Origin of the sequence: Prosthecobacter sp. (assembly GCF_014879935.1) — a bacterium.
Classification (GTDB): Bacteria; Verrucomicrobiota; Verrucomicrobiia; order Verrucomicrobiales; family Verrucomicrobiaceae; genus Prosthecobacter.
The window spans coordinates 1-21,608 of sequence record NZ_JACSRD010000246.1 but is presented as its reverse complement, the minus strand read 5'-3'; the positions used below and the strand labels follow the sequence as shown (position 1 = coordinate 21,608).

At 61.5% G+C, this 21,608-nt stretch carries 20 protein-coding genes; 8 read left to right on the top strand and 12 right to left on the bottom strand.

The features are described 5' to 3' along the window. A partial coding sequence (locus tag IAE77_RS28300) for a methyltransferase domain-containing protein (protein WP_294234381.1) occupies positions 1 to 503 on the bottom strand: 503 nt, incomplete at its 3' end. A 165-nt stretch (positions 504 to 668) separates the two neighbouring features. On the opposite strand from IAE77_RS28300, the gene IAE77_RS28295 reads away from it, so the two are divergent. The 3 genes from IAE77_RS28295 to IAE77_RS28285 are packed head-to-tail and all read left to right on the top strand — an operon-like array spanning position 669 to position 4,284. Then, complete coding sequence (locus tag IAE77_RS28295; RefSeq protein WP_294234378.1) at positions 669 to 1,310, top strand: CDP-alcohol phosphatidyltransferase family protein; 642 nt, start codon at positions 669 to 671, stop codon at positions 1,308 to 1,310. After that, positions 1,307 to 3,031, top strand: a complete 1,725-nt coding sequence (locus IAE77_RS28290; protein WP_294234375.1) for a bifunctional alpha/beta hydrolase/class I SAM-dependent methyltransferase — start codon at positions 1,307 to 1,309, stop codon at positions 3,029 to 3,031. Before IAE77_RS28295 ends, IAE77_RS28290 begins: the two co-directional genes overlap by 4 nt. Next, positions 3,028 to 4,284, top strand: a complete 1,257-nt coding sequence (locus IAE77_RS28285; protein WP_294234372.1) for a phosphatase PAP2/dual specificity phosphatase family protein — start codon at positions 3,028 to 3,030, stop codon at positions 4,282 to 4,284. The genes IAE77_RS28290 and IAE77_RS28285 overlap by 4 nt, the downstream gene beginning before the upstream one ends. Before the next feature lie 3 nt (positions 4,285 to 4,287). Here the strand turns inward: IAE77_RS28285 and IAE77_RS28280 are convergent, their stop codons facing one another. Further along, positions 4,288 to 4,887, bottom strand: a complete 600-nt coding sequence (locus IAE77_RS28280) for a Uma2 family endonuclease (RefSeq protein WP_294234369.1) — start codon at positions 4,885 to 4,887, stop codon at positions 4,288 to 4,290. A gap of 76 nt (positions 4,888 to 4,963) precedes the next feature. Between IAE77_RS28280 and IAE77_RS28275 the strand changes: the two genes are divergently transcribed. Together IAE77_RS28275 and alr are read left to right on the top strand one after the other, a co-directional pair. Then, positions 4,964 to 5,539, top strand: coding sequence for a DUF1802 family protein (locus IAE77_RS28275; protein ID WP_294234365.1), 576 nt, complete (start codon positions 4,964 to 4,966; stop codon positions 5,537 to 5,539). Between the two features lie 58 nt (positions 5,540 to 5,597). Beyond that, positions 5,598 to 7,100, top strand: coding sequence for an alanine racemase (gene alr, locus IAE77_RS28270; RefSeq protein ID WP_294234363.1), 1,503 nt, complete (start codon positions 5,598 to 5,600; stop codon positions 7,098 to 7,100). Between the two features lie 3 nt (positions 7,101 to 7,103). Here the strand turns inward: alr and sufD are convergent, their stop codons facing one another. The 7 genes from sufD to IAE77_RS28240 all read right to left on the bottom strand — a co-directional run bounded on the left by sufD (position 7,104) and on the right by IAE77_RS28240 (position 12,821). After that, positions 7,104 to 8,402, bottom strand: coding sequence for a Fe-S cluster assembly protein SufD (gene sufD, locus IAE77_RS28265; RefSeq protein ID WP_294234360.1), 1,299 nt, complete (start codon positions 8,400 to 8,402; stop codon positions 7,104 to 7,106). Positions 8,403 to 9,116: 714 nt separating this feature from the next. Further along, the gene (sufB, locus tag IAE77_RS28260; RefSeq protein ID WP_294234358.1) at positions 9,117 to 10,568 is read right to left on the bottom strand and encodes a Fe-S cluster assembly protein SufB; all 1,452 of its coding nucleotides are present in this window, start codon (positions 10,566 to 10,568) and stop codon (positions 9,117 to 9,119) included. Between the two features lie 46 nt (positions 10,569 to 10,614). Further along, a complete protein-coding gene (locus tag IAE77_RS28255) occupies positions 10,615 to 10,860 on the bottom strand; it encodes a hypothetical protein (RefSeq protein WP_294234355.1) in 246 nt (81 codons plus the stop codon). A 5-nt stretch (positions 10,861 to 10,865) separates the two neighbouring features. Further along, on the bottom strand, positions 10,866 to 11,333 hold the full coding sequence (locus IAE77_RS28250) for a type II toxin-antitoxin system VapC family toxin (protein WP_294234352.1): 468 nt from the start codon (positions 11,331 to 11,333) through the stop codon (positions 10,866 to 10,868). Between the two features lie 17 nt (positions 11,334 to 11,350). After that, positions 11,351 to 11,536 carry a DUF4177 domain-containing protein gene (locus IAE77_RS31005; protein WP_345781029.1) on the bottom strand — a complete coding sequence of 62 codons (186 nt, stop codon included), beginning with the start codon at positions 11,534 to 11,536 and terminating at the stop codon, positions 11,351 to 11,353. Positions 11,537 to 11,562: 26 nt separating this feature from the next. After that, a complete protein-coding gene (gene sufC / locus IAE77_RS28245; protein WP_294234349.1) occupies positions 11,563 to 12,318 on the bottom strand; it encodes a Fe-S cluster assembly ATPase SufC in 756 nt (251 codons plus the stop codon). Positions 12,319 to 12,371: 53 nt separating this feature from the next. Next, entirely contained in the window at positions 12,372 to 12,821 is a 450-nt protein-coding gene (locus IAE77_RS28240) for a transcriptional repressor (protein ID WP_294234347.1), read from the bottom strand. A 97-nt stretch (positions 12,822 to 12,918) separates the two neighbouring features. On the opposite strand from IAE77_RS28240, the gene IAE77_RS28235 reads away from it, so the two are divergent. From IAE77_RS28235 to hrpA, 3 genes are all read left to right on the top strand, one after another. Continuing rightward, positions 12,919 to 13,410: a cupin domain-containing protein gene (locus tag IAE77_RS28235; protein ID WP_294234344.1), complete on the top strand. Its 492-nt coding sequence runs from the start codon at positions 12,919 to 12,921 to the stop codon at positions 13,408 to 13,410. A gap of 58 nt (positions 13,411 to 13,468) precedes the next feature. Then, a complete protein-coding gene (locus IAE77_RS28230; RefSeq protein WP_294234340.1) occupies positions 13,469 to 13,882 on the top strand; it encodes a c-type cytochrome in 414 nt (137 codons plus the stop codon). 67 nt (positions 13,883 to 13,949) lie between these two features. Beyond that, a complete protein-coding gene (gene hrpA, locus IAE77_RS28225) occupies positions 13,950 to 17,645 on the top strand; it encodes an ATP-dependent RNA helicase HrpA (RefSeq protein ID WP_294234337.1) in 3,696 nt (1,231 codons plus the stop codon). A 53-nt stretch (positions 17,646 to 17,698) separates the two neighbouring features. Here the strand turns inward: hrpA and IAE77_RS28220 are convergent, their stop codons facing one another. The 3 genes from IAE77_RS28220 to IAE77_RS28210 are packed head-to-tail and all read right to left on the bottom strand — an operon-like array spanning position 17,699 to position 21,161. Further along, positions 17,699 to 20,515: an AAA family ATPase gene (locus IAE77_RS28220; protein ID WP_294234335.1), complete on the bottom strand. Its 2,817-nt coding sequence runs from the start codon at positions 20,513 to 20,515 to the stop codon at positions 17,699 to 17,701. Positions 20,516 to 20,529: 14 nt separating this feature from the next. Then, positions 20,530 to 21,033 (bottom strand): hypothetical protein, encoded by a 504-nt coding sequence (locus tag IAE77_RS28215; RefSeq protein ID WP_294234330.1) that lies wholly within the window; start codon positions 21,031 to 21,033, stop codon positions 20,530 to 20,532. After that, complete coding sequence (locus tag IAE77_RS28210) at positions 21,030 to 21,161, bottom strand: hypothetical protein (protein ID WP_294234327.1); 132 nt, start codon at positions 21,159 to 21,161, stop codon at positions 21,030 to 21,032. The genes IAE77_RS28215 and IAE77_RS28210 overlap by 4 nt, the downstream gene beginning before the upstream one ends. Positions 21,162 to 21,608: the final 447 nt, after the last annotated feature.

Genomic DNA, 21,608 nt, shown 5'->3' with positions numbered 1-21,608 from the left:
AGATGTGTATAAGAGACAGGTGCCATCAGCGCCTTCAACTCCACCTCCGAGATGCCAAACGGCGGCCCCGTCTCGCCCGGGTCCATCTCCGGATTGATGAAAAACACGCCGACGAGCAGTCCGCCGGGCTTCAACAGCCCCGCAACGGCATCGCGATACTTTTCACGCCACTCGGGCGGCAACGCGCACAGACAAGTGTGCTCCACCACGGCATCGAACTCGCCTTTCATCTCGAACAAGTCGCCCTGCACGAATCGATCGGCATGCTTCGGATAGGTCGCTTTGGCTCGTTCGATCGCTGTTGGAGCGATGTCGAGGCCAATGGCATCGACTCCGAGCGAAATCAGGTGCATCACATCATGGCCTACACCACATCCGGGCACGAGCACACGTCCGCTCAGCGAATGGCGCGACAGCCACTCCACCAGCGGCGGGGATGGCAGCCCCTTGTCCCACGGTGTGAAGTTTTCCTGATAAGCCTGGTCCCAGTTGGTGATGTTCATGATGTCTGTGTTTGTTCCTGCCAGTAGCGCATGCAGCCGCCCGGCTGCCAGTCAAGCAGCTTCAATGCAGCCTGCCGGGAACAGCTCATAACATCGGGGCGCTTGACGCTCGCGTCCAGATTTCACCACATTGACAGGCTCTTTCCGGCCTGCTTGCATCCATGCATGAGCAGTGATTCCTCGACACGCCGCCCTTTGAAGTCGCGCACGACCGCCTGGGCGGGCTTTTTCTCGCGGGTGATGCTGAAGATGGGCTTGAAGCCGAACACGGTGTCGCTGCTCGGCATCCTGTGCGCGGCGGTCGGAGGTGGCGCGATGCTTTGGGCGGTGCGGTCGCAGCCAGCGTGGGCGTTTTGGCTTCTGGCGGCGGCGGGCGTGCAGCTCCGCTTGTTTTGCAACATGATGGACGGCCTGCTCGCGGTGGAAGGGGGACTCAAATCACCCACGGGCGATCTTTACAACGAAATCCCCGACCGCATCGGCGATGCTCTCATCCTCGTGCCGTTCGGCTACGCGGGCGGCACGGACTGGAGCATCGCGCTGGGCTGGGCGGCGCTCGGTGGCGCGGTGATGACGGCCTATGTGCGGGCGCTGGGAGCCAGCCTCACCGCCAAACATGATTTCTGCGGCCCGATGGCCAAACCGCATCGCATGTTCACCGTCACGCTCGGCTGCCTCGGCATGGCGGCGAGCGGCTGGATGCCGCTCATCATCGTGACCATTGCTGTGATCAATGCAGGCATTGTCATTACCATCTGGCGGCGAGCGAGCCACCTGGCGAAGATGCTTCACCAAAAATCACCATGAACTCCGAACGCCTTCAATTCACCACCGACGACGGTCTCGCGCTGCATTACAAAACGTGGAACGTGCAGGGTGCCTCCAAAGCGCTCGTGCTGCTGCATCGCGGTCACGAGCACGCGGATCGCTGGGACACCGTCGTGCCTTCGCTCGCGATGCCGGACACGGCCATCTACGCCTGGGAAGCACGCGGCCACGGCCAGTCGCCCGGACGGCGCGGGCATGCGGCGGGCTTCATGGAGTATGTGCGGGACCTCGACACGTTTTTCCATCACCTGCAAAAAACGCATGGCCTCGTGCCGGAGCGCACCGTGGTGGTGGCGCACAGCGTCGGCGCAGTCATCGCGGCGACGTGGGTTCACGATTTCGCGCCGCGCATCGCTGGTCTCGTGCTCGCCACACCGGCGCTGGAGGTGAATTTGATCATTCCCGGTGCTCTCACGAGCATCCGGGCAATGCAGAAGCTCAAGTCCGACGCCACGATCAAGAGCTATGTGCGCGGAAGCTGGCTCACGCGTGATCTGAGCGCCGCTGCGGCCTACGACGCCGACAAAACGATCTCCAAAGACATCTCCGCGAAGATCCTCGTCGATCTCTTCGACTCCGCGCACCGCGTCATCAGCGACGCCGAGGTCATGGATCGTCCGCTGCTGCTCTTTTCGGCCGGCGCGGACAAAGTCGTCAAAAAGCACGCCATCGACGCCCTCTACACGAACTACGGCTGCGAGCAAAAAACGCATCTCACGCTCAAAGGCGCACGACATGCCATTTTTCACGATTTGTGCCGCGATGAGGTCTGCGGAGCCATCAAGCGGTTCGCAGAGCGCTGCATCGCTAATTTCACGCCGCCTCGACTGGAGGCCGATTTGAGTCATCCGTCCACCAACGCCGAATTTGCCGACCTGAAGAAGCCGCTGCCATCGCCGTCGCTGAAAGGCCTCTCGTTCATCCTGCAACGCGCCAGCCTCGGCACACTCGGAAGGCTCAGTCAGGGCATCCGCATCGGCCACGCCACCGGTTTCGACTCCGGCGAGTCGCTCGACTACGTCTATGAGAACCAAGCGCGAGGCAATCTGCTGCTCGGCAAAGTCATCGACTACTTTTACATCAACGCCATCGGCTGGCGAGGCATCCGCCAGCGCCGCGCGTGCATGAATCAAGCGCTGCGCTGGGCCTTGAAGCAAGCGCGCGAGTCCGGCATGCCGCTTCAGCTCATGGACATCGCCGGTGGCGCGGGGCGTTACCTGCTCGATGTGCTCGACGAGCCTGATTTGAAAACACTCTGCCGCGACTGGAGCGAGTCCGCTTTGGCACGAGGCCGCGAGTCCGCGCAGCAGATGGGACTCACCGATCGCATCACGCATGTTCGTGGCGATGCCTTCGACGAATCATCGCTCGCCAGTGTGGAGCCAAAGCCGTCCATCGCGGTCGTTTCCGGCCTATATGAGCTCTTTCCCGACAATGAACGGCTCCAGCGCTCGCTGCGCGGCCTCTTTAGCGCGGTGAATCCCGGCGGCTGGCTCATCTACACCGGCCAGCCCTGGCATCCGCAGGTCGAAATGATCGCCCGCACGCTCACGAATCGCGACGGCCAATACTGGGTCATGCGCCGCCGCCCGCAGGGCGAGATGGACGCGCTCGTCGAGCAGGCCGGCTTCAAAAAAGAGAAGCAGTGGATCGACGACTTCGGCATCTTCACCGTCAGCATCGCCCGCAAGCCCGCATGAACCGTGCCCCCCGCGAACCCGGCCTGCTCTGGCCCGCGATCTGGCGGCTCGCGCTCGCCGGGGCGACGTTTGTGATTGTTTACAGCGGCTGCAACCAATTCACCGCCACACGCGGCGATGTTCCGACGCTGATGTTTGAATGGGAACGCCACATCCCCTTCGTGAAGGAACTGGTGGTGCCGTATTGGTCGCTCGACCTGTTTTTCTGCGGCGCGTTTTTTCTCTGTGGCAGCAAGGTGGAGCTGAATCTGCTCACCAAGCGCCTCATCGCCGTCACCATCGCCAGCGGCGCGTGCTACCTGCTGTTTCCGCTCAAGCTCGCCCTGCCGCGACCCGAGCCGAGCGGCTGGACCGCGCCGCTGTTTCACGCGCTCTACTTCAACGACCAGCCTTACAACCTCGCGCCCTCCCTGCACATCAGCCTGCGCTCGCTCGTGTGGGTGTTTTACGGCGCGCATTTCACCGGCCGACTGCGCACGGTCACCAAGGTGTGGTTCATCCTCATCGGGCTCTCGACGTTGCTCGTCTGGCAGCATCACCTCGTCGATGTCGCGGCCGGTTTTGTCATGGGCTGGGCCATCGCGGCGCTGATCCCCGATCCACGCCAACTGGGCACGCGCAATCCCTCCGCGAAGTATGCGAAGCGTTACGGCCTTGGCGCGGCGGCATGCGCGGCGCTCAGTTTTGTCTCCGTGATCTTCGTCTGGCCAGCCGTGGCCTGCGGCATCATGGCGCTCGCCTACGCCACCGGCCTCTCGCGACTGCTGGGCAAGGAAAACGGCACGCTCTCACCCTCCGCCGAATGGTGCCTGCTGCCCGTGCTCATCGCCACGGCTCAGATTCAGAAGAAATGGCTCCAGCGATGCCCCGGATGGCACGAAGTCACTCCGGGCGTCTTTTTCGGCCGCAAGGTCACCAAGCATGAAGCCGCCGATCTCGCGCAAGGCGGCAATCTCGCCGTGATCGACCTCACCGCCGAATCAAACGCGCCCGTGGCCTTCCGCGAGCAGGCGCACTACCACAACCTGCCGCTGCTCGACCTCGTGCCGCTTCAACCGGAACACATCGGCGCCGCGCTGAACCTCATTCGTGAGCAGCGCGATGCCGGACGTCGCGTCTTTTTGCACTGCCAGCTCGGCTTGCAGCGCTCCGCCCTCATCGCCGCCCATTGGCTGCTCGAAATCGACGCGGCGCACGATCTGGAGGAGGCAAAGTGCAAGATCCGCGCACTGGAGCCGCAGGTGGTCACTTGAGAATTAACTCTCTTCCTCGGCAGTCCAGTCCACGCGGTCGTAAATGTCCGCGAAGGGCAGCCGCACCTCGATTTCGTCCAGAGTGAGCATGGCATCCGCTCCCTCAATGATCTCCGGCCACCAGTTGTTCGAGCGGCGGTGGATATACGCCCGCTGTGTGACCTGCTCGATCATCACATAGACATCCAAGCTCTCGATCTGCTGGTAGGCCTTGAGCTTCTCGCCCTGATCGGTGCGCCGCGTGGACTGCGAGAGCACCTCAAACAGCACGGTGGGACTCGTTCGGAAGTTAGGGTTTTGGTCTGATTTCTGACAAACGACCATCACATCTGGGTAGTAGCCAAAGTCCTCCAAACCAAGCTGGATGCGCAGTCGCATGTCGGTGGCGAACGGCTCACATTTTTTGCCTTTAAGAGCCTGCCTGAGTTCTGCGGCCACATTCAGCGAGATGCGGTTATGATTATCCGAGGAACCCGCCATCGCATAAATCTGGCCGTTCACATACTCCAGCCGCACCGGGCTGGCGGTATCTAGCTGCTGGTATTCCTCCCACGAGACGCGGGCAGGAGTGTCGGCAGGCTTGAAGGGAAACCCGCTTGTCATGCCAAAGGCTATGCGACCGTTGCGCGGTGGTCAATCACCCTCTTGCAGCCCGGTCCGGGGCATTGTATCCGCCAGGATGCCTCAATTTCCCGCTCCCACCGGTTTCAAAGAATGGTCCTTCGTTTGCGATGCGCTGACGCGGGGCAAGCTGAGCATCATTTTGCGCAAAGGAGGCATTCACGAGGGCCGCGCCGGTTTTCAGTGGAAGCACAGTGAGTTCTTCCTGTTTCCGACGTGGTTTCACAATCAGGCCGCCGACCTGAGTTGGACGCCCGAAAACACGCAACGGGCCTTCCCGCCGGAAGAAGAACGCCAGACCGTCGATATCGACGGCTGCGCCACGCTCGAGCAGGTGTGGAAGGTCACGGATTGGGACAAAGTCGCCGCGCTGGCCCCGCTGCACATCTGGAACGAGAATGTCGTCAAAGAGCGCTTCGTCTATGACGACGAAAGCTGCCTCCACATCGCCCTCGTGCGTGCCTACAAGCTCCCGCAGCCCTGGCACTTCCCGTATGCCAAAAGCTACGGCGGCTGCCGCTCCTGGATCACTCTGCCAGAGGAAGGCCTGCCTATGGCCGCCGCCGCGACACCGGCGCTAAGCGATGAAGCCTTTGCAGAGATCGCCGCAAAGTTGAAGGCGGTGCTGGATTGATCTGGAGCGCCGACGATTCGTCGGCATAAAGTGCCCGGCGACGAATCGTCGCCTCTCCATGGAAGCAACCTGCCTTTCGCTCATCGCTCTACGATCGGTCCAACCCGACGCTTTGGCTGCGTTCTATGCGCAACTAGGCATGACCTTCGTGAAACATCGCCATGGTGAAGGGCCGGAGCATTTCTCCGCTGATTTGGAGCATGGCGTCGTGTTCGAAATCTATCCGCAAAAGGCGGGGGCGCTCCCAACGACCTCGACACGCGTGGGCTTCGGCGTTCGTTCCGTGAATGAAGCATTTCAGGCTCTCATCAAGGCAGGCGCGAAGGTGGTTTCCGAGCCAAAAGTCAGCGAGTGGGGCATGCGGGCCGTGGTTGACGATCCCGAAGGACACCGAATCGAACTCATTGAACGAAAAAGGGATGCCGACAGCAGATCGGCACGCCAAGTTGGCAGAGAGAGCATGGAAGCCATCCGCCCAACCCACGTCGAAGTCAGCCTCGGCACGATCGCGCAGAATTTTGACGCGATCCGGGCGCATGTGGGCAAGGCGGAGGTGATGCCCGTGGTGAAGGCGAATGCGTATGGCCACGGCATTGTCGAGGTCTCGCAGCACCTCGCAGCGCATGGTGCGACGTGTTTTGGCGTCGCGCTGCTCGAAGAAGCGGTCGTTTTGCGTCGCGCAGGCATCATTCAGCCAATTCTGGTCTTCGGAGGCGTGGTGGCGCGACAGATCCCGCAGTTCATCGAGCACGATTTGATGATGGCGGCCTCCTCCATCGACAAAATGCGTCAAATCGATGATGCAGCCGCCGCAGCGAAAAAGAAGGCGCGCGTGCATTTGAAGATCGATACCGGCATGGAGCGCATCGGCGTGCATTGGTACAGCGCGGAGAAATTGCTGGAGGCGAGTTTGAGCTTCCAGAACATCGAGATCGCCGGCATCTACTCTCACTTTGCCAATTCGGACGCGGAAGACCTTTCCAGTGCGAAGGAGCAGCTCGCGCGATTTCTCGAAGTGCTCGATTTTTACCCGAAACGCAGCCTCAAGCCACCGCAGCGCCACATCGCGAACTCCGGCGGCATTTTACAGCTTCCAGAAAGCCATCTCGACCTCGTGCGGCCCGGCATCCTGCTTTACGGCGTGTATCCTTCGCGTGAAGTGAAGACCAGCATCGCCGTGAAGCCCGCGCTGAGCTGGAAATCGGAGGTGGTGTATTTCAAAGTCGTGCAGCCCGGCAACGCCGTCAGCTATGGCGGCACGTGGAAGTCCGATCATCCTGTGCGCGTCGTCACCGTGCCTGTCGGCTATGGCGATGGCTATTTCCGCGCGCTTTCGAATCGCGGTCAGGTGGTCATTCGCGGCGAGCGACACCCGATTGTGGGCCGCGTGTGCATGGACCAGTTCATGGTGAACCTCGAATGGGGCACCGCCTACAATGGCGACCCCGTCACGCTTATCGGCGACGGCATTTTGGCCCAGGACGTGGCCGATTGGGCCGGCACGATCCCGTATGAGGTGCTCACGAACATCCATGCGCGTGTGCCACGCGTGTATGTTTGAGCCTCACTCTGCCTTCAGCAGCTTTTCGTCGATGCGGGCCACCAGCGTGTCGAGCACCTCGCTGTTGCCGAAGCGTTCGATGACGTCGGCGAGGAAGCCTTCGACGATGAGGCGGCGGCTTTCGATGTCAGGGATGCCGCGGGCTTTGAGGTAGAAGAGCTCTTCATCGGCGATGGGGCCGCTGGTGCTGCCGTGGCTGCATTTGACCTGGTCGGCGTTGATTTCGAGGCCGGGGAGGCTGGTGGCTTCGGCTTCGTTGCTGTTGAGCAGGTTGCGGCAGGTCTGGTAGGCGTCGGTGTAGTGCGCGCCTTCATCGACGATGATGAGGCCGCTGAAAATGCTGCGGGACTGACCGTAGAGGGCGTTTTTGTAGAGTAGGTCGCTGGTGGCGTGCGGGGCTTTGTGACGCTGAAGCGTGCGCTGATCGACGATTTGATCGCCGATGGGCAAACTGACGCTGAGCATGTCGCTGCGGGCACCCTGACCGACGAGGTCGCTGACGCTCTCGCTGCGGCTGAAGGCGGCGCCGAGCTGCACCTGGAAGCTTTTCACGCTGGCATCGCGTCCGGCGGTGATGCTGGAAAGATGCAGCGCCTGGGCGTCATCGGCGAGCTCCTGGCAGGCGGCGTAGGTGATCTGGCTGCCGCTGCCGCCGACGAGATCGGCGATGGCGATGCTGAGGCCGCCTTCCCCTTCGAGACTGCGGTAATGATCGACGACGCTGACCTGCGCGTGATCACCCGTGACGACGAGCGTGTGCGGGAAGATGGCCGCGTGGTCGCCGACGACCCAGTGGAAGATTTCGACCGGCTTTTCAATGACGACATTCTTCGGCACGATGATGACGGTGCCCGCTTTGACATGCGCGAGGTGCAGCGCCGCAAATTTGCCGGAGCCGAGTGGCAGATCGCCCTTCATGAAATGCTGCTGGAGAGCGGCTTCGTGCGATTTGAGAGCTTCCTCGAAGCTCACGCACACGACGCCGGCGGGAAGTCCGCTCGTGTCGGATTCGACGAGCGTGTCATTCACGAAGACAAAGCGAGCGGCCCGTTCTTTGAGGCCTTCGGTGGCTGCGAGCGCGGCTTTCGACTGCTCGGCGGTCGGTGTTTTGGCCGGAGCATGTTCGGCGAGCTCGATCTTCTTCGCGTTCGAGTAGCGCCAGTTTTCGTCCTTGAGGCCGGGAAGCGGCAGGGACTGGAATTCGGTCCACGCGGCGTTGGAACGGGTGGTGAACCAAGCTGGCGTAGAAGTGCTGCGAGCGGGTGTGATGGAGAGGAGGCCGGTGGAGGTGTCGGAGGGCATGTGGGAAATGACGAATGGCGAATTCAGAATGACGAATGAATGACGAAGTCCGAAGGGCGGAATGAGCTGGAGGGGCGGACGAAGGCGCGAGAGCGTTTTGGACTGCGCGTGGGAAGCGAAGCGCGACACCGCTTTGCGATGGCGAGGAGAGCTAACGAGGGCCAGACGACGTTCGAAAGCGCTGTCGACGATGCGAGGCTTCGCCCTCGCATCTCTGCCACCGCACTCCACGACGCTGGCGCGAGTTTGAGGCTGACTGGAACTTTTGAGGATTCCTCAAAGGTTCGAAAACCATTGGTGAGCCATTCTTGACCTGCGTGGGTGTTGCACTTGCTCATGCTATGCAGCCTCCTTTTCTAGTTCAAGAATCGCGGCTTTACAGAAAGGGCAGGCACCAGAGTTGAGGACTGCAAATCTAGCTCTCCGCCCGACGAGAGGCTTGGAGCAGCTCTGGCAGACTAGACCGAACTCACGATTGGACCGTGCGCACAGCCAGAGAAACAGAAGCATCTGCAGGAAGAGACCAGCCAGCACGCCAAGAACCAGGACCTGCCTCGGAATTCGCATCGCATCCCAACCTGTCGTCTTCAAGATGCTCGCTGAAATTGCGCAAACTGTGATCACAACAAGCCACACCATTGTGAGTCGATTCTGACGACTTGCATTCGCCTTGGTCTTCGCGATGAACTCAGTCTTCGTCATCATACTCTTCGATCAGCCAACACTGCCTTCCATCTCGAGGTCGATGAGCCGCTTCAGCTCGACGCTGTATTCCATCGGAAACTCCTTCACGAGGTCGTTGATGAAGCCGTTGACGCTCAAACTCATCGCTTCGGCTTCGGTGAGGCCGCGTTGCATGAGGTAGAAGATTTGGTCGGCGCTGACCTGGCTGACGCTGGCCTCATGCTGGGTGGCGTGTTGGTTGCCGCGGACGCTGATGGCGGGGTAGGTGTCGGTGCGGCTGTTGGGGTTGATGAGCAGGGCGTCGCACTCGGTGTTGTTTTTGCAGCCTTTGAGGTGCTTCGGGATGTGCACGAGGCCGCGGTAGGTGGCGCGGCCTTCGCCGATGCTGATGGATTTGCTGATGACGTTGCTGGTGGTCTCGTCGGCGGCGTGGACCATCTTCGCGCCGGTGTCCTGATGCTGGCCGCTGTTCGCCAAAGCAATGCTGATGACTTCACCACGGGCGCGTTTGCCCTTCATGATGACGCCGGGGTATTTCATGGTGAGACGGCTGCCGATGTTGCAGTCGATCCAGCGCACTTCGGCGTCCTCGTGGGCGATGCCGCGCTTGGTGACGAGGTTGAAGACATTGCTGCTCCAGTTTTGCACGGTGACGTATTGGATCTTCGCGCCTTTCATGGCGACGAGTTCGACGACGGCGCTGTGCAGCGTGGCGGTCTCAAACTTCGGCGCGGTGCAGCCTTCCATGTACATCACTTCCGCGCCTTCATCGGCGATGATGAGCGTGCGCTCGAACTGGCCGAACTGCTCGCTGTTGATGCGGAAGTAGGCCTGGAGCGGATGCTTCACCTTCACGCCGGGCGGCACGTAAATGAACGAGCCGCCGCTGAAGACGGCGCTGTTGAGCGCGGAGAATTTGTTGTCGCCGGTGGGGATGACCTTACCGAACCACTTCTTGAAGATCTCGGGGTATTTGTGCAGGCCTTCGGTGCTGTTGACGAAGATGACGCCCTGCTCTTCGACGGCGGCCTTGATGTTCGAGTAAGCGGCCTCGCTGTCATACTGCGCCTCGACGCCGGCGAGGAACTTGCGTTCCTGCTCGGGGATGCCGAGACGGTCGAAGGTCTTCTTCACGTCCTCAGGCACCTCGTCCCAGGAGCGCTTCGGCTTCTGGCCGTCGCTGAGGTAGTAGCGGAACTCGTCGAACTTGATGTTTTCGAGGTCCTTCGTGGCCCAATGCGTGGGCATGGGCTTTTCCTGGAAGACCTTCAAGGCCTTGTGCCGGAACTCGCGGATCCAATCGGGATCGCCCTTCACATCGGCGATGTAGTCGATGGTCTTTTCGGTGATGCCGAAGCCGGAGTCGAACTTGTTGCGCTCCGGGAAGGTGAAGTCGCCGACGCTATCGACGCGGATGTCGGAGATGTCCGACGCTGCGGCGGTCACTTCGGGTTCGAGGGTGGTTTCTGGGGCGATGACCATGAGGGGGAGTTTCAGGTTTAAAGTTTCAGGTTCCAAGATGGGGCGCTTAGCGCTCGGTGGAGTCCGGCGGATCTTCGCGGACGACGGAGGATTCAGGCAGTGCGGCCTCGTAGTTGACGGGTTTGCGACGCACAATGGGGCGGTCGGCAAAGACCCAGCCTTCGCTTTTGAGCCGCTCGCTCACCTCGCGCATGTAGGCGTTGAACTTGTCGTGATCGTAATCGCACTTGGCGAAGATAGCTTCACGGTTGGCACGGACTTCGGCGACGATGGGATCTTCAATCGAGTTCATGGCGGCTAGACGAGTTCCTCCGGTGTCCCAATGACTGGCGGCACGAAACCAGCCTCACGGCAGGTTTCTTCAATGCGCCGGAGCATGTGGAGATTGTTGATGTGGGTGCAGTTCCAGGTGAGCAGGAAATCCATTTTGTTCACCGCCGCGATGGCAATGTGGTAGGCGTCAGCCTCTGCTCGCTGCGGAAGACCGAGTCGGGCCACCAAACGCAAGGCGAGCGCACCCGACTCGGGCGTTTCCTGAAGCAGAGGGATGCCATGAAGGCTTTGCAGACGGCGTTCTGCCATCTCAGCCTCACCACCTCGGGATTCCTCCAGGACATAAGACGAGATGAAGAGATCAAACTCGTGGCGGCGCTGACTCCAGAAGTCACGCGTTGCCTGTTGATGCCCCGCGAGCACCACATCACGACTCGGCCGCGCTACGAGGTAGCTCGGGATGGTCGTTTCGATGTACACGGAGGGTTTCATTGAGATGTGCGTTGAGGCTATGAGGTTGAGCTAAGAGGCCGTTTGAAGACTGCGATGAAGTAGCGCCGTTCGTTGAGATCGAGTTCTTTAACTAAAGAAACCAATTCCCAACCTTGAGATCCGTATTGATTTAAGGTGATGGCTTCAGAAGTGCGTCCACCATCGGCCGCAACCGACACTGTAAGGTATTCCCATCGAGTCATAATGTTGATTCGTTCAGTTATGTATATTATGCAGCGGCCATCGTCTCCTCAGTCACCCAGTCGTAGCCGCGTTCTTCGAGTTCGAGGGAGAGCTCTTTGCCGCCGGTTTTGACGATGCGGCCGTCTTTGAGGACGTGGACGATGTCGGGCTGGATGTAGTTCAGCAGGCGCTGGTAGTGGGTGATGACGAGGAAGCCGCGGTTCTCGCTGCGCATGGCGTTCACGCCGCGGGAGACGATCTTGAGGGCGTCGATGTCGAGGCCGGAGTCGGTTTCGTCGAGGATGGCGTATTTCGGCTCCAGCATCATGAGCTGGAGGATCTCGTTGCGCTTCTTTTCACCGCCGGAGAAGCCTTCATTCACGCTGCGACTGGTGAAGCTGCGGTCCATCTCCAGCTGGTCCATGCGGGCGTAGAGCTGCTTGTAAAACTTCACGGCGTCGATGTCCTCGCCCTTCGGCAGGCGGGCTTTCAGCGCGGCGCGGAGGAAGTTCGCGTTGCTGACGCCGGGGATCTCGTGCGGATACTGGAAGGCAAGGAAGAGCCCCGCGCGGCTGCGGGCATCGACGGCCATGTCGAGAATGTTTTCGCCATCGAGGAGCACCTCGCCGCTGATGACTTCGTAGTCTTCGTGGCCGCAGAGGACCTTGCTCAGCGTGCTCTTGCCGCTGCCGTTCGGGCCCATGATGGCGTGGACTTCACCGGGCTTGATGGTGAGGTTCAGGCCTTTGAGGATTTCGCGGCCGGGGATCTGGGCGTGGAGGTCTTTAATCTCGAGTGACATGTCGTGGGTGGGGGCGGGGGAAAAATGACGAATTCAGAATGAGGAATGACGACCTACTTCGCCGCGCAGGCATCGCAGGTGCCGTGGATGGCGAGATCGGTGCGGGTGACGCGGGTGCCTTTGGGCAGGTTCCAGAATTTGGCGGGGTCGAAATCGGTGGCCGGGTGGGCGTCGATGACCTTGCCGCAGGTTTCGCAGTGGAAATGGACGTGCTCGTGCAGGTTTGCGCAGTAGCGGGACTGGCCGCGCTCGAGGTGGACCTGCTTGATGAGCCCGGCGGAGGTGAGGTGGTCGAGGCAATTGTAAACCGTGGCCAGGGAGATGCCGGGGGAGCGATCCTTCACCCGGGTGAAGATGTCGATGGCGGTCGGGTGGTCGGTGGAGGCGGCCAAAACGTCAAAAACCTCTCGCCGGTGGGGCGTCAGGCGCACATCGGCACCAAGCACGGCCATGCGGCACTCGAGACCGGTGGGTTTGGCGGGGGAACGGGCGTTGGGTGGCATGAGATTAGAATTAGAATGATTCTAAAGTATAGGAACGCCGCCCTCGCAAGCCCAGATGCCTCCAGCGCCGAAAAAACTGCCTTCCGACCCTCCAATCATGCTAAAAGCCGACATGACCCGCACTCAAGCCGACGACCTCCCCTGGACCACGCAGAACTCCCCTCAGGGCAAGTATGGTCTCGCCCGCCGCTCGCTTTCCATCGCCGCCGGCGGGCAGAAGGACATCGGCACCTGGGGCGGAGGCCACCCCTTTGACCTCGAAATCCACCGCATCCCGCCGGGGAAGATCAATTTTCCGCTTCACGAGCACTCGGCCCAATGGGAGGCCTATTACATCCTGTCTGGCAGCGGCCAAGTCCGCACGGCGAAAGGCAAGGAGGCAATCAAAGCCGGCGACTACCTCGTCTTCCCACCCGGAGAGGCACATCAGTTCATCAACAACAGTTCTGGGGATCTCGCCTTCCTCGTCGTCGCCGACCAGCCGCAGGCGGACGTGATTCACTACCCCGACTCGGGCAAATGGATGACCAAACCCCAGCGGAAGGTCTTCGAGATGGCCGAGGCCGACTACTTCACAGGCGAGGAGTGAGGCAAGCCACGCGCAAGCAATTCGATTTCCCGGCCAGGAATCGCAGGCATGCTGTGGCATGAAGAAATCACTCCCGCTTCTCGCCCTCGCCGCCTGCATCGCCTCATGCGCGCAGGTGACGACTTCCGACGCTGATGTCACCGCCTTTGCTTCCGTGCGAACCGTGCTCGAAACGAACTGCGTCCACTGCCATGGCGACAACCGCCTCTCCACCATGCCGCCGATCAACGATACGAGGGCGCTGTCGAAATTGATCGGCCAGCACTGGATCGTGCCCGGCAAGCCGGAGGCGAGCCGATTCTTCCAGGTGGTGACTTTCCCCGATGAAATCCCCGGTGCCATGCCGCCCAGCGGTCACGCAATCTCCACGAAGGAAGTCCAAGTCCTGCGAGACTGGATCAAAGCGGGCGCTAAACTGCCTGCGAGCAACGTGAAGCTCACGCCGCAAGGGCCGCTGCCGCGATCCATTTAATCAGGCTCGTAAACTGGCTGCATGACGGCCGGAAGCGTGTAGCATCCGCGCCCGCTTTCGCGCCCCCATGTTCCGCATCCGCTATCCTGACGATCTGCCCATCACGGCCCGCCGTGAGGAGATCGTCGCGACGATTCAGCGGCATCAGGTCGTCATCCTCGCCGGGGAGACCGGTTCCGGCAAAACGACGCAGCTTCCGAAGATGTGCCTGGAGGCCGTTCCGAATGCGCCGGGCATGATCGGCTGCACGCAGCCGCGTCGCGTGGCGGCGATGAGCGTCTCCAAACGCGTCGCGGAGGAGCTCGGCGTGCCGTGGGGCCGCGAAGTGGGCTGCAAGATGCGTTTCAGCGATGACACGAGCCGCGAGACGCGTGTGAAGTTCATGACGGACGGCATCTTGCTCGCCGAGATCCAGAGTGATCCGATGCTGCGGGCGTATTCCGTGCTCATTCTCGATGAAGCACACGAGCGCTCGCTGAACATCGACTTCCTGCTCGGCTATCTCGTTGGCTTGCTCAAAAAGCGGCCGGATCTGAAATTGATCGTCACCTCGGCCACCATCGACACGGAAGCCTTCTCGCAGGCGTTTGGCGGCGCACCCATTATTGAGGTCAGCGGGCGCACTTATCCCGTCGAGGTGCGCTACATGCCACTCGTGACCGAGGAAGACGATTTCGGCTTCATCGACGGCGCGGTGGCGGCGGTCGAAAATGCGCTCATCGAGACGAATGACGGCGATGTGCTCGTTTTCATGCCCACCGAGCGCGACATCCGCGATACGCGTGATCTGCTCGATGGCCGACTCGGCCGCGAATTCGAGGTTCTGGCGCTTTTTGGCCGCATGGCCTCCGCCGAGCAGCAGCGCGTGTTTGAGCCGGGGCGCAAACGCCGCGTCGTGATCGCCACGAACGTTGCAGAGACCTCCATCACCATCCCACGCATCGCGGTGGTGGTCGATACCGGCCTCGCACGCATGAGCCGCTACAATCCGCGCACGCGCACGAAGCGCCTGCCCGTCGAAGCCATCTCACAAAGCAGCGCGAACCAACGCGCCGGCCGCGCCGGTCGTGTGCGCGAGGGTTTGTGCATCCGCCTTTACGAGCAGGACGACTTTGAGAAGCGCGACCGCTTCACGATGCCGGAAATCCAACGCGCCAACCTCGCCGAGGTCATCCTGCGCATGAAAGCCTTCAAGCTCGGCGAGATCGAGGCCTTCCCCTTCATCAATCCGCCCTCCAGTGCCGCGATCCGTGCCGGTTACGAGCTGCTGCACGAACTGGGAAGCCTCAACGACACGCATGAGCTCACGCCGCTCGGTCATGAGCTCGCGAAGCTGCCGCTCGATCCCACGCTCGGCCGCATGCTGCTGCATGCCCGCACGGAAAACGTGCTGCCCGAGATGCTCGTCATCGCCAGCGGCCTCAGCATTCCCGATCCACGTGAACGCCCCGAAGAGAAGAAAGAACTCGCGAACGCCGCCCACAAAGTCTTCGCCGCACCTGATTCTGACTTTTTGAGCCTCCTCAAAATCTGGAACGCCGCCCCTGATCCGCTCGAACGCTCCCGCAACTCCCTGCGCAAGTTCTGCAAATCGAACTTCCTTTCCTTCACCCGCATGCAGGAATGGCGGGACATCTGGAAGCAGCTCGTGGACATCTTCGGATCGTCCGACCGGTCGGACAAGTCGGACCCGTCCGACAAAATCCACCGCAGCATCCTCGTCGCGCAGCTCGGTCACATCGCGGTGAAGGAAGACCGAAACCTCTACAAAACCTCCGGGAACCGCGAGGTGATGATCTTTCCCGGCTCCAACCTCTACGAACGCCGCGAGAAGAACGTCAAACCCAAGCCCGGCCAAGACAAAGCCAGACAACCCGCGTGGATCGTCGCGGGAGAGATCGTGCACACCTCGCAGCTCTTCGCACGCACGGTTGCGAAGGTGCAGCCGGACTGGATCGCGGAGCTGGGGGCGCATTTGTGCACGTTCAAGCACAGCGAGCCGCACTGGAACGAAAAAGCCGGACGCGTGACCTGCGTCGAGAAGGTCATGCTGCATGGACTCGAGATCACTCGGCGCAGCATCGACTTCCTGAAGGTCGATCCGGTCGCGGCGACGCAGCTTTTCATCCGCGGTGCGCTCGTCGAGCATCAGGACAGCGCGATCACGCTGCGCTTTTACACGCACAACAACGCGCTGCGGCAAAAGATCGAGACCATGCTCACACGCGTGCGCAGCAACCGCGTCTATGCCGTCGAGGAGCGACTCTTCCGCTTTTACAACGCGCGACTGAAAAACATCTCGTCGATCCACGACCTCAACCGCGTCGTCAAAGAGCGCTGCGAGACCGAGCCGCGCTTCCTGTGCGCCTCCGAGGCCGATCTCGCGGGTGGCGAGGACTTTGAGGCCGAGTTGCAGCAGTTCCCGGATCAGGTCGCGCTCGCGAACAGCGTCATCCCGGTCACTTACAACTACAAACCGGGCCAGGAGCAGGATGGCGTCACCGTGAAAGTGCCCGTGCAGCTCGCGGGCCATCTCACCACCGGTCAGGTGCAGTGGATGGTGCCCGGCATGCGCGAAGAAATCGCCGCCGCACTGCTGCGTGCGCTGCCGAAGTCCATCCGTCGCGATTTGATGCCCATCGACCCGAAGGCGCGCGAGATCGCCACCGAGTTTGATCCCGGCACCGGCGATTTCCTCAGCGCGATGGCCGCCTTCATCTCGCAGCGCTACCGCCTGCGCATTCAGGCCAGCGATTGGGCTCCGGGCAGCATTCCCGCGCATTTGCAGCCGCGCATCGAGCTGCACGACACGAAGAAAAACACCGTCGTGGCCGCCAGTCGCGATCTGAGCACGCTGCACGCCGAAGTCGAAAAAGAAGCCCGCCGCCGCACCGATGCCTGGGATCGACTTTTGCCGAAATTCGAGCGTTTTGCGCTGCAAAGCTGGAGCTTCGGCGATCTGCCCGAAAGCATCCTCGTCGAGCAAATCGGCCACGCGCAGGTCTTCGGCTATCCCGCCCTCGTTTTGCGCGATGGCGAAGTCGATGTGCGTCTTTTCAAAACGAAAGCCGAAGCCCTCAAAACCACGCCCGCCGCCGTGCGACGCCTCGCGGAGAACCTTTTGGCCAAAGACATCGCGTGGCTCAAAAAAGAACTGCGAACCTTCGCCCCGGCCACCAAACCGGCCTCCGCGAGCCACTTCGGTGCCCTCGGCCAGCTTCAAGCCACGCCCGCCGCGAACAACGTCGGCGATCAAGCCCACGAGCACATCCTCGCACACCTGCTGCGCCTCACGCCGCTATTTCCGCTCACCGAAAAACGCTTTCAGCAGCTCGCCGAAACCTTCCGTCGCGATCTTCCCGCCGTCGTGCATCGCACGCGCACGCTTCACGCGCAGATCCACGATCAACGCGCCAAACTCCTCGCCCTGCCGAAACGCTATCCCGGCCTCGAACAAGACCTCCAGCGCCTCGTTCCACCCGATCTGCTGCTTCAGACGCCGCACGAGCAGCTCCAGCACCTGCCACGCTTCTTGAAAGCCATTCACGTCCGCAACGAACGCTGGATGAACAACCCCGCCAAAGACGCCGACAAGCAGCAACTCATCACCGACTTCGCCACCTGGCCACAAGAAGTCCCCAAAGCCAACCACGAAGCCTTCCGCTGGCTCTTCGAAGAATACCGCGTCCAAGTCTTCGCCCAAGAACTCGGAACCTCCCAGCCCGTCAGCGTGAAAAGGTTGGAGGCCTTGATCACGCCGTAAAACGAGTTTCCAAACTCGTTCGCACCCTTCTGAAACGAATTTGGAAATTCGTTTTACGCCACCACCTCGATCCGGCTCGTCCCACCTGCCCCACGAATCACGCGCACCTGCGTCGTCAGCCGCTCTTTGAGCAAATCGACGTGCGAGATCAGCCCGATGGTCTTCCCGCGTGATCGGAGGTTCTCCAGCGCACTCAGCGCCACCTCCATGGTCTCGGTGTCGAGTGTGCCGAAACCTTCATCAATGAACAGCGAGTCGATCGGATGATGCCGGCTCGCCAACTCGCTTAGCCCCAAAGCGAGCGCCAAACTCGCCAGAAAGCTCTCGCCACCGGACAAGCTCTCCATCGGCCGATCCACGTTCGCTTGATACAAATCGACAATGCGCAGATCCAGTTCGTCACCATCCGCCGCCAGCAGGCGATAGCGCTCCGCCAGCAGCTTGAGATGACCGTTCGCCAGGCCGATGAGCTGCCGCAGCGTGAGTGATTGGGCATACTTGGCAAACTTGTGGCCCTCCTTCGATCCGATGAGCGCATTGAGCTGCCCCCAACGCAGCGCCTCCGCCTCCGCCGCCTGCAACTCCGCTCCACCGGCCTCGCGACGCTTCTTCGCTTCATCATCATTTTTCAACTGCTGCTCCAGCGAGCCGAGTTCCGTGCGTTTCGTCGCAAACGCCTCGCCAAGCTGCTTCGCGGTCGTTTCCAGCTCGCTCAAGGCCGCAGCCGTCAGCACGCTTTGGCCTTCGAACGGCCTCCGACGCGTCTCAAGCTGCTCCAGCTTCGCTAAGGTGGCCGCGAGCTGCGTTTGCAGCGTGTTCAGCTTCGTCTCCGCCTCCCGCAGCGCCTTCTCGGCCGATGAAACACGGCCTTCATGCTCCTGTCGATCCTCTGCCAGCATCTTGCCGCCGAGCAGCTCACTCAACTGCCTCTTCAACGCATCTGCCTTCGTCCTCAGCGACACGCCCTCGGCCTTCAGCTCATCCAGCCGCTTCGTTTTCGTGCCTTCATCCGCCTTCGCGAGCTCGAGATTGCCTTCGAGCCTCTGCCGCTCGCTGCGTTGCTGCGCCGCTTCCTGCTGCTTCTTCAAGAAGGTGGTCGAACGCTTCTCCAGCGCATCGAGCACCTGCTCCATTTGGAGTGGCGATGATTCGTCGCCCACCCCCTTTTCGGAAAGGCGACGAATCGTCGCCACTCCATGTTTCGCCCGCTCTTCAACCTCCAGCGCCACGACATCCGGCACCTCCATCTCTCCCAGCGCCTTCCGCACTTCCTCCGCCCGCTTCTTCTCGGCGCTCAGTTCCGCCTCCAGCTTCGCCAACTCACGCTCAAACACCGTCAGCGCACGCTGCACCTGCTCGTGCTGCTTCTCCAAGCCCACCAGCAGCTTCCGCGCGGCTTGCAGTTGGGATTCAAAGCTCGTCTCACTGCTCGCAAACGGATGCTCCGTGGCACCACACAGCGGACAAGGCTCTCCCGCCTTCAAATCATGCCGGTGCTCGTCGAAACCGGCCATCAGCTCGGACTTCCGCACGATCTCACGCTGCACCTCAATCTTCTCCGCCAGCCGTTTTTGCTCGTCGCGATCCTTCTCCGCCTTCGCGAGACCTTCAGCGGCTTTTTTCGTCCACACGGCCGTTTGAGCCTCGGAGTCGCTGAGCCGCTTTTTCAGCGTTTCGGCCTCGGCATGACGTTTGCGGCCCTCCGCCAGCTTTTCATGCGCAGCTCGCCACTCACGCACCGCGACGCGGAGTTTTGGCAATTGCTCGCCCAGCTCGGCATCGGCCGCGTGCTGCTTCAACCACGCTTCCAACGCCTGCGCGGCCTCCTGATGCGCGGCGAGAGCTTTTTCGGAGGCTTCGCGCTTCGTCGCGGCCTCCTTCTGTTCCTTCGCCCAGGTTTGATAGGTGGCACGACTCTCCGCGAGCTGCTTTTCAAACTGCTCACTCTGCGCCGCGAGCCCCGCCGCCTGCTCCCACACGGGTTGACGCTTCGTGCGCAGCACCTTCGCCTCTTCCGCGATGCCTTTCGCCTTCGAAACCTCCGCCACGGCGGTGGATTGCGAGCTGTGGAGCTGCTTCACGCCTTCACTGAGCTTCGTGATCTCCGCGACGATGGTCGCGTGCTCGCGCTGCGCGTGGAGTTGCTGCGTCGCGGCCTGGCTTTCGCGCTGCAAACGCACCGCGCTGGTCTGCGCCTCGGCGAACGAGGTCTCCAGCCGCTGCCGCGCTTCATCATCGAGCACCGACACCGCACCGAGGGCGGCTTTGAGCCGCTGCACCTGCTCGTCTTTGGCTTTGTAGGTCTCGAAGGCCAGCTTCGACAGCTCCGTGTAGATCTCCGTGCCCGTGATCTTCTCCAGCAACTCGGCTCGCTCATTCGGCTTCGCCTTCAAAAAGGCCGCGAACTGTCCCTGCGCCAGCAGCACGGAGCGCAGGAAGCGCTGCGCATCGAGTCCGGTGCGCTCCTCGATAAGGCGATCCATCTCCGCTGACTTCTCCGCGAGGATCTCGCCCGTCACCGCATTCGCCAGGCGACGCTCCACGGGCTGCAGCTTGCCATCCGCCTTGCCGCGGGCGCGACGCAGCCGCCAGGTGGCGCGGAGTTTTTCGCCCTTCGTTTCAAAGTCCACCTCCGCCAGGCACTCGGCGGTGTGGCGGCTCATCATCTCATCCGCCTTGTCATTGCCGTAACGCGCCGCGCGGCCATACAGCGCCAGCGTCATCGCATCCAGCAGCGTCGATTTCCCCGCGCCCGTCGGCCCCGTGATGAGAAACACCCCCGCCGCGCTCAACGCCCCTTCATCAAACCGCACCTCATGCGCCCCGCTGAGCGAGTTGAGGTTTTGGAGTCTGACGGCGAGGAGGCGCATGGGAAAAGCAGATGTTAGACGGGCAGCAAAGGGCTCATTTCCGGCTTCCACACCATCAAAGGCACATCAATCGCCACAAGAGCGCCTTCTTCCGTCCTGAGCACGTTGCCACCATGGGTGTCGGAGGCCACGATGCCATCTGCGGATCGAAACCACACGATGTTCCGGCCCCAGCGACGGCGCTCAAAGCCGGCACCGAGAAAAAAGCGCGCGATTTCCTGCGCCTCGGCCGGGTGTCCTTCGATGGCAGGCTGCGCGGTGACCACACGGATCACGCCTGGACGGCATTCCTCGATACCCAAGAACGAGATTTGGTCGCCCAGCACCTCATTGCATAACACCAGCCGCTCCAAGTAGCCGAGCGGCGTCGCCTCGGAGCCGTCGGGCAAATGACCGAAGCAGTTGCCATACGTCGCCTTGATGACTCGCGCACCCGCACCGCTCTGCTGTGGAAACCACACCTCGTGCTCATAGCCAAAGGCATCCGCCGGTCGTGACGTCGCCTCAAACGGCCTCAAGCAGCCTGCTTGCTCCGCCCACTGCCGGAGGGCTTCGCACTCGGCCGCAAGCTGTGTTGCGCCAAATAGGCCTCCACCTCGGCGAATTGCTTCAGCGCCTGCTCGCGTGTGAGCAAGGGCGCTTTCAAGCGTGCCTGACGCATTTGTTCGGAGAAGGTCTTCGGGTCCATCGGGCATTCAAGGGGCTGGAATGGCGAGATGATAGCCGCCAGACAAGTGTTTTGCCAAGCGCTATTCCGATGTGACTCCATGCGAGCCGGAGGCTTGCAAGAAGGTAGCCGGTGGTGCAACCACCGGTTTCGAGACCACCCACCGTGCCCAAGCCGCCGCGCCCCGGAGGGAGCGCGAGAGGCATTCGATGGCCGTTGGGCATTCATCCCCTTCTCGCGCCCTTCCAGGGCGCAGCGCAAGGTCGGTGGTAGATGGGCGGCAGGTCCGGTGGTTGCACCACCGGCTAATGTCTTTCGAGCCTCCGGCTCGGAGCATCAGGGTGGCGTCATTGAAGCCAGCGGCGTCGATTTCCTCCCGCCCGTTGGCCCCGTGATGAGAAACACCCCCGCCGCGCTCAACGCCCC

What these genes read in the sequence shown, in the direction of transcription:
- IAE77_RS28295 (WP_294234378.1), top strand. Translation starts at nt 669, where the DNA reads ATGAGCAGTGATTCCTCGACACGCCGCCCTTTGAAGTCGCGCACGACC.
- IAE77_RS28290 (WP_294234375.1), top strand. Translation starts at nt 1,307, where the DNA reads ATGAACTCCGAACGCCTTCAATTCACCACCGACGACGGTCTCGCGCTG.
- IAE77_RS28285 (WP_294234372.1), top strand. Translation starts at nt 3,028, where the DNA reads ATGAACCGTGCCCCCCGCGAACCCGGCCTGCTCTGGCCCGCGATCTGG.
- IAE77_RS28280 (WP_294234369.1), bottom strand. Translation starts at nt 4,887, where the DNA reads ATGACAAGCGGGTTTCCCTTCAAGCCTGCCGACACTCCTGCCCGCGTC.
- IAE77_RS28275 (WP_294234365.1), top strand. Translation starts at nt 4,964, where the DNA reads ATGCCTCAATTTCCCGCTCCCACCGGTTTCAAAGAATGGTCCTTCGTT.
- alr (WP_294234363.1), top strand. Translation starts at nt 5,598, where the DNA reads ATGGAAGCAACCTGCCTTTCGCTCATCGCTCTACGATCGGTCCAACCC.
- sufD (WP_294234360.1), bottom strand. Translation starts at nt 8,402, where the DNA reads ATGCCCTCCGACACCTCCACCGGCCTCCTCTCCATCACACCCGCTCGC.
- sufB (WP_294234358.1), bottom strand. Translation starts at nt 10,568, where the DNA reads ATGGTCATCGCCCCAGAAACCACCCTCGAACCCGAAGTGACCGCCGCA.
- IAE77_RS28255 (WP_294234355.1), bottom strand. Translation starts at nt 10,860, where the DNA reads ATGAACTCGATTGAAGATCCCATCGTCGCCGAAGTCCGTGCCAACCGT.
- IAE77_RS28250 (WP_294234352.1), bottom strand. Translation starts at nt 11,333, where the DNA reads ATGAAACCCTCCGTGTACATCGAAACGACCATCCCGAGCTACCTCGTA.
- IAE77_RS31005 (WP_345781029.1), bottom strand. Translation starts at nt 11,536, where the DNA reads ATGACTCGATGGGAATACCTTACAGTGTCGGTTGCGGCCGATGGTGGA.
- sufC (WP_294234349.1), bottom strand. Translation starts at nt 12,318, where the DNA reads ATGTCACTCGAGATTAAAGACCTCCACGCCCAGATCCCCGGCCGCGAA.
- IAE77_RS28240 (WP_294234347.1), bottom strand. Translation starts at nt 12,821, where the DNA reads ATGCCACCCAACGCCCGTTCCCCCGCCAAACCCACCGGTCTCGAGTGC.
- IAE77_RS28235 (WP_294234344.1), top strand. Translation starts at nt 12,919, where the DNA reads ATGCTAAAAGCCGACATGACCCGCACTCAAGCCGACGACCTCCCCTGG.
- IAE77_RS28230 (WP_294234340.1), top strand. Translation starts at nt 13,469, where the DNA reads ATGAAGAAATCACTCCCGCTTCTCGCCCTCGCCGCCTGCATCGCCTCA.
- hrpA (WP_294234337.1), top strand. Translation starts at nt 13,950, where the DNA reads ATGTTCCGCATCCGCTATCCTGACGATCTGCCCATCACGGCCCGCCGT.
- IAE77_RS28220 (WP_294234335.1), bottom strand. Translation starts at nt 20,515, where the DNA reads ATGCGCCTCCTCGCCGTCAGACTCCAAAACCTCAACTCGCTCAGCGGG.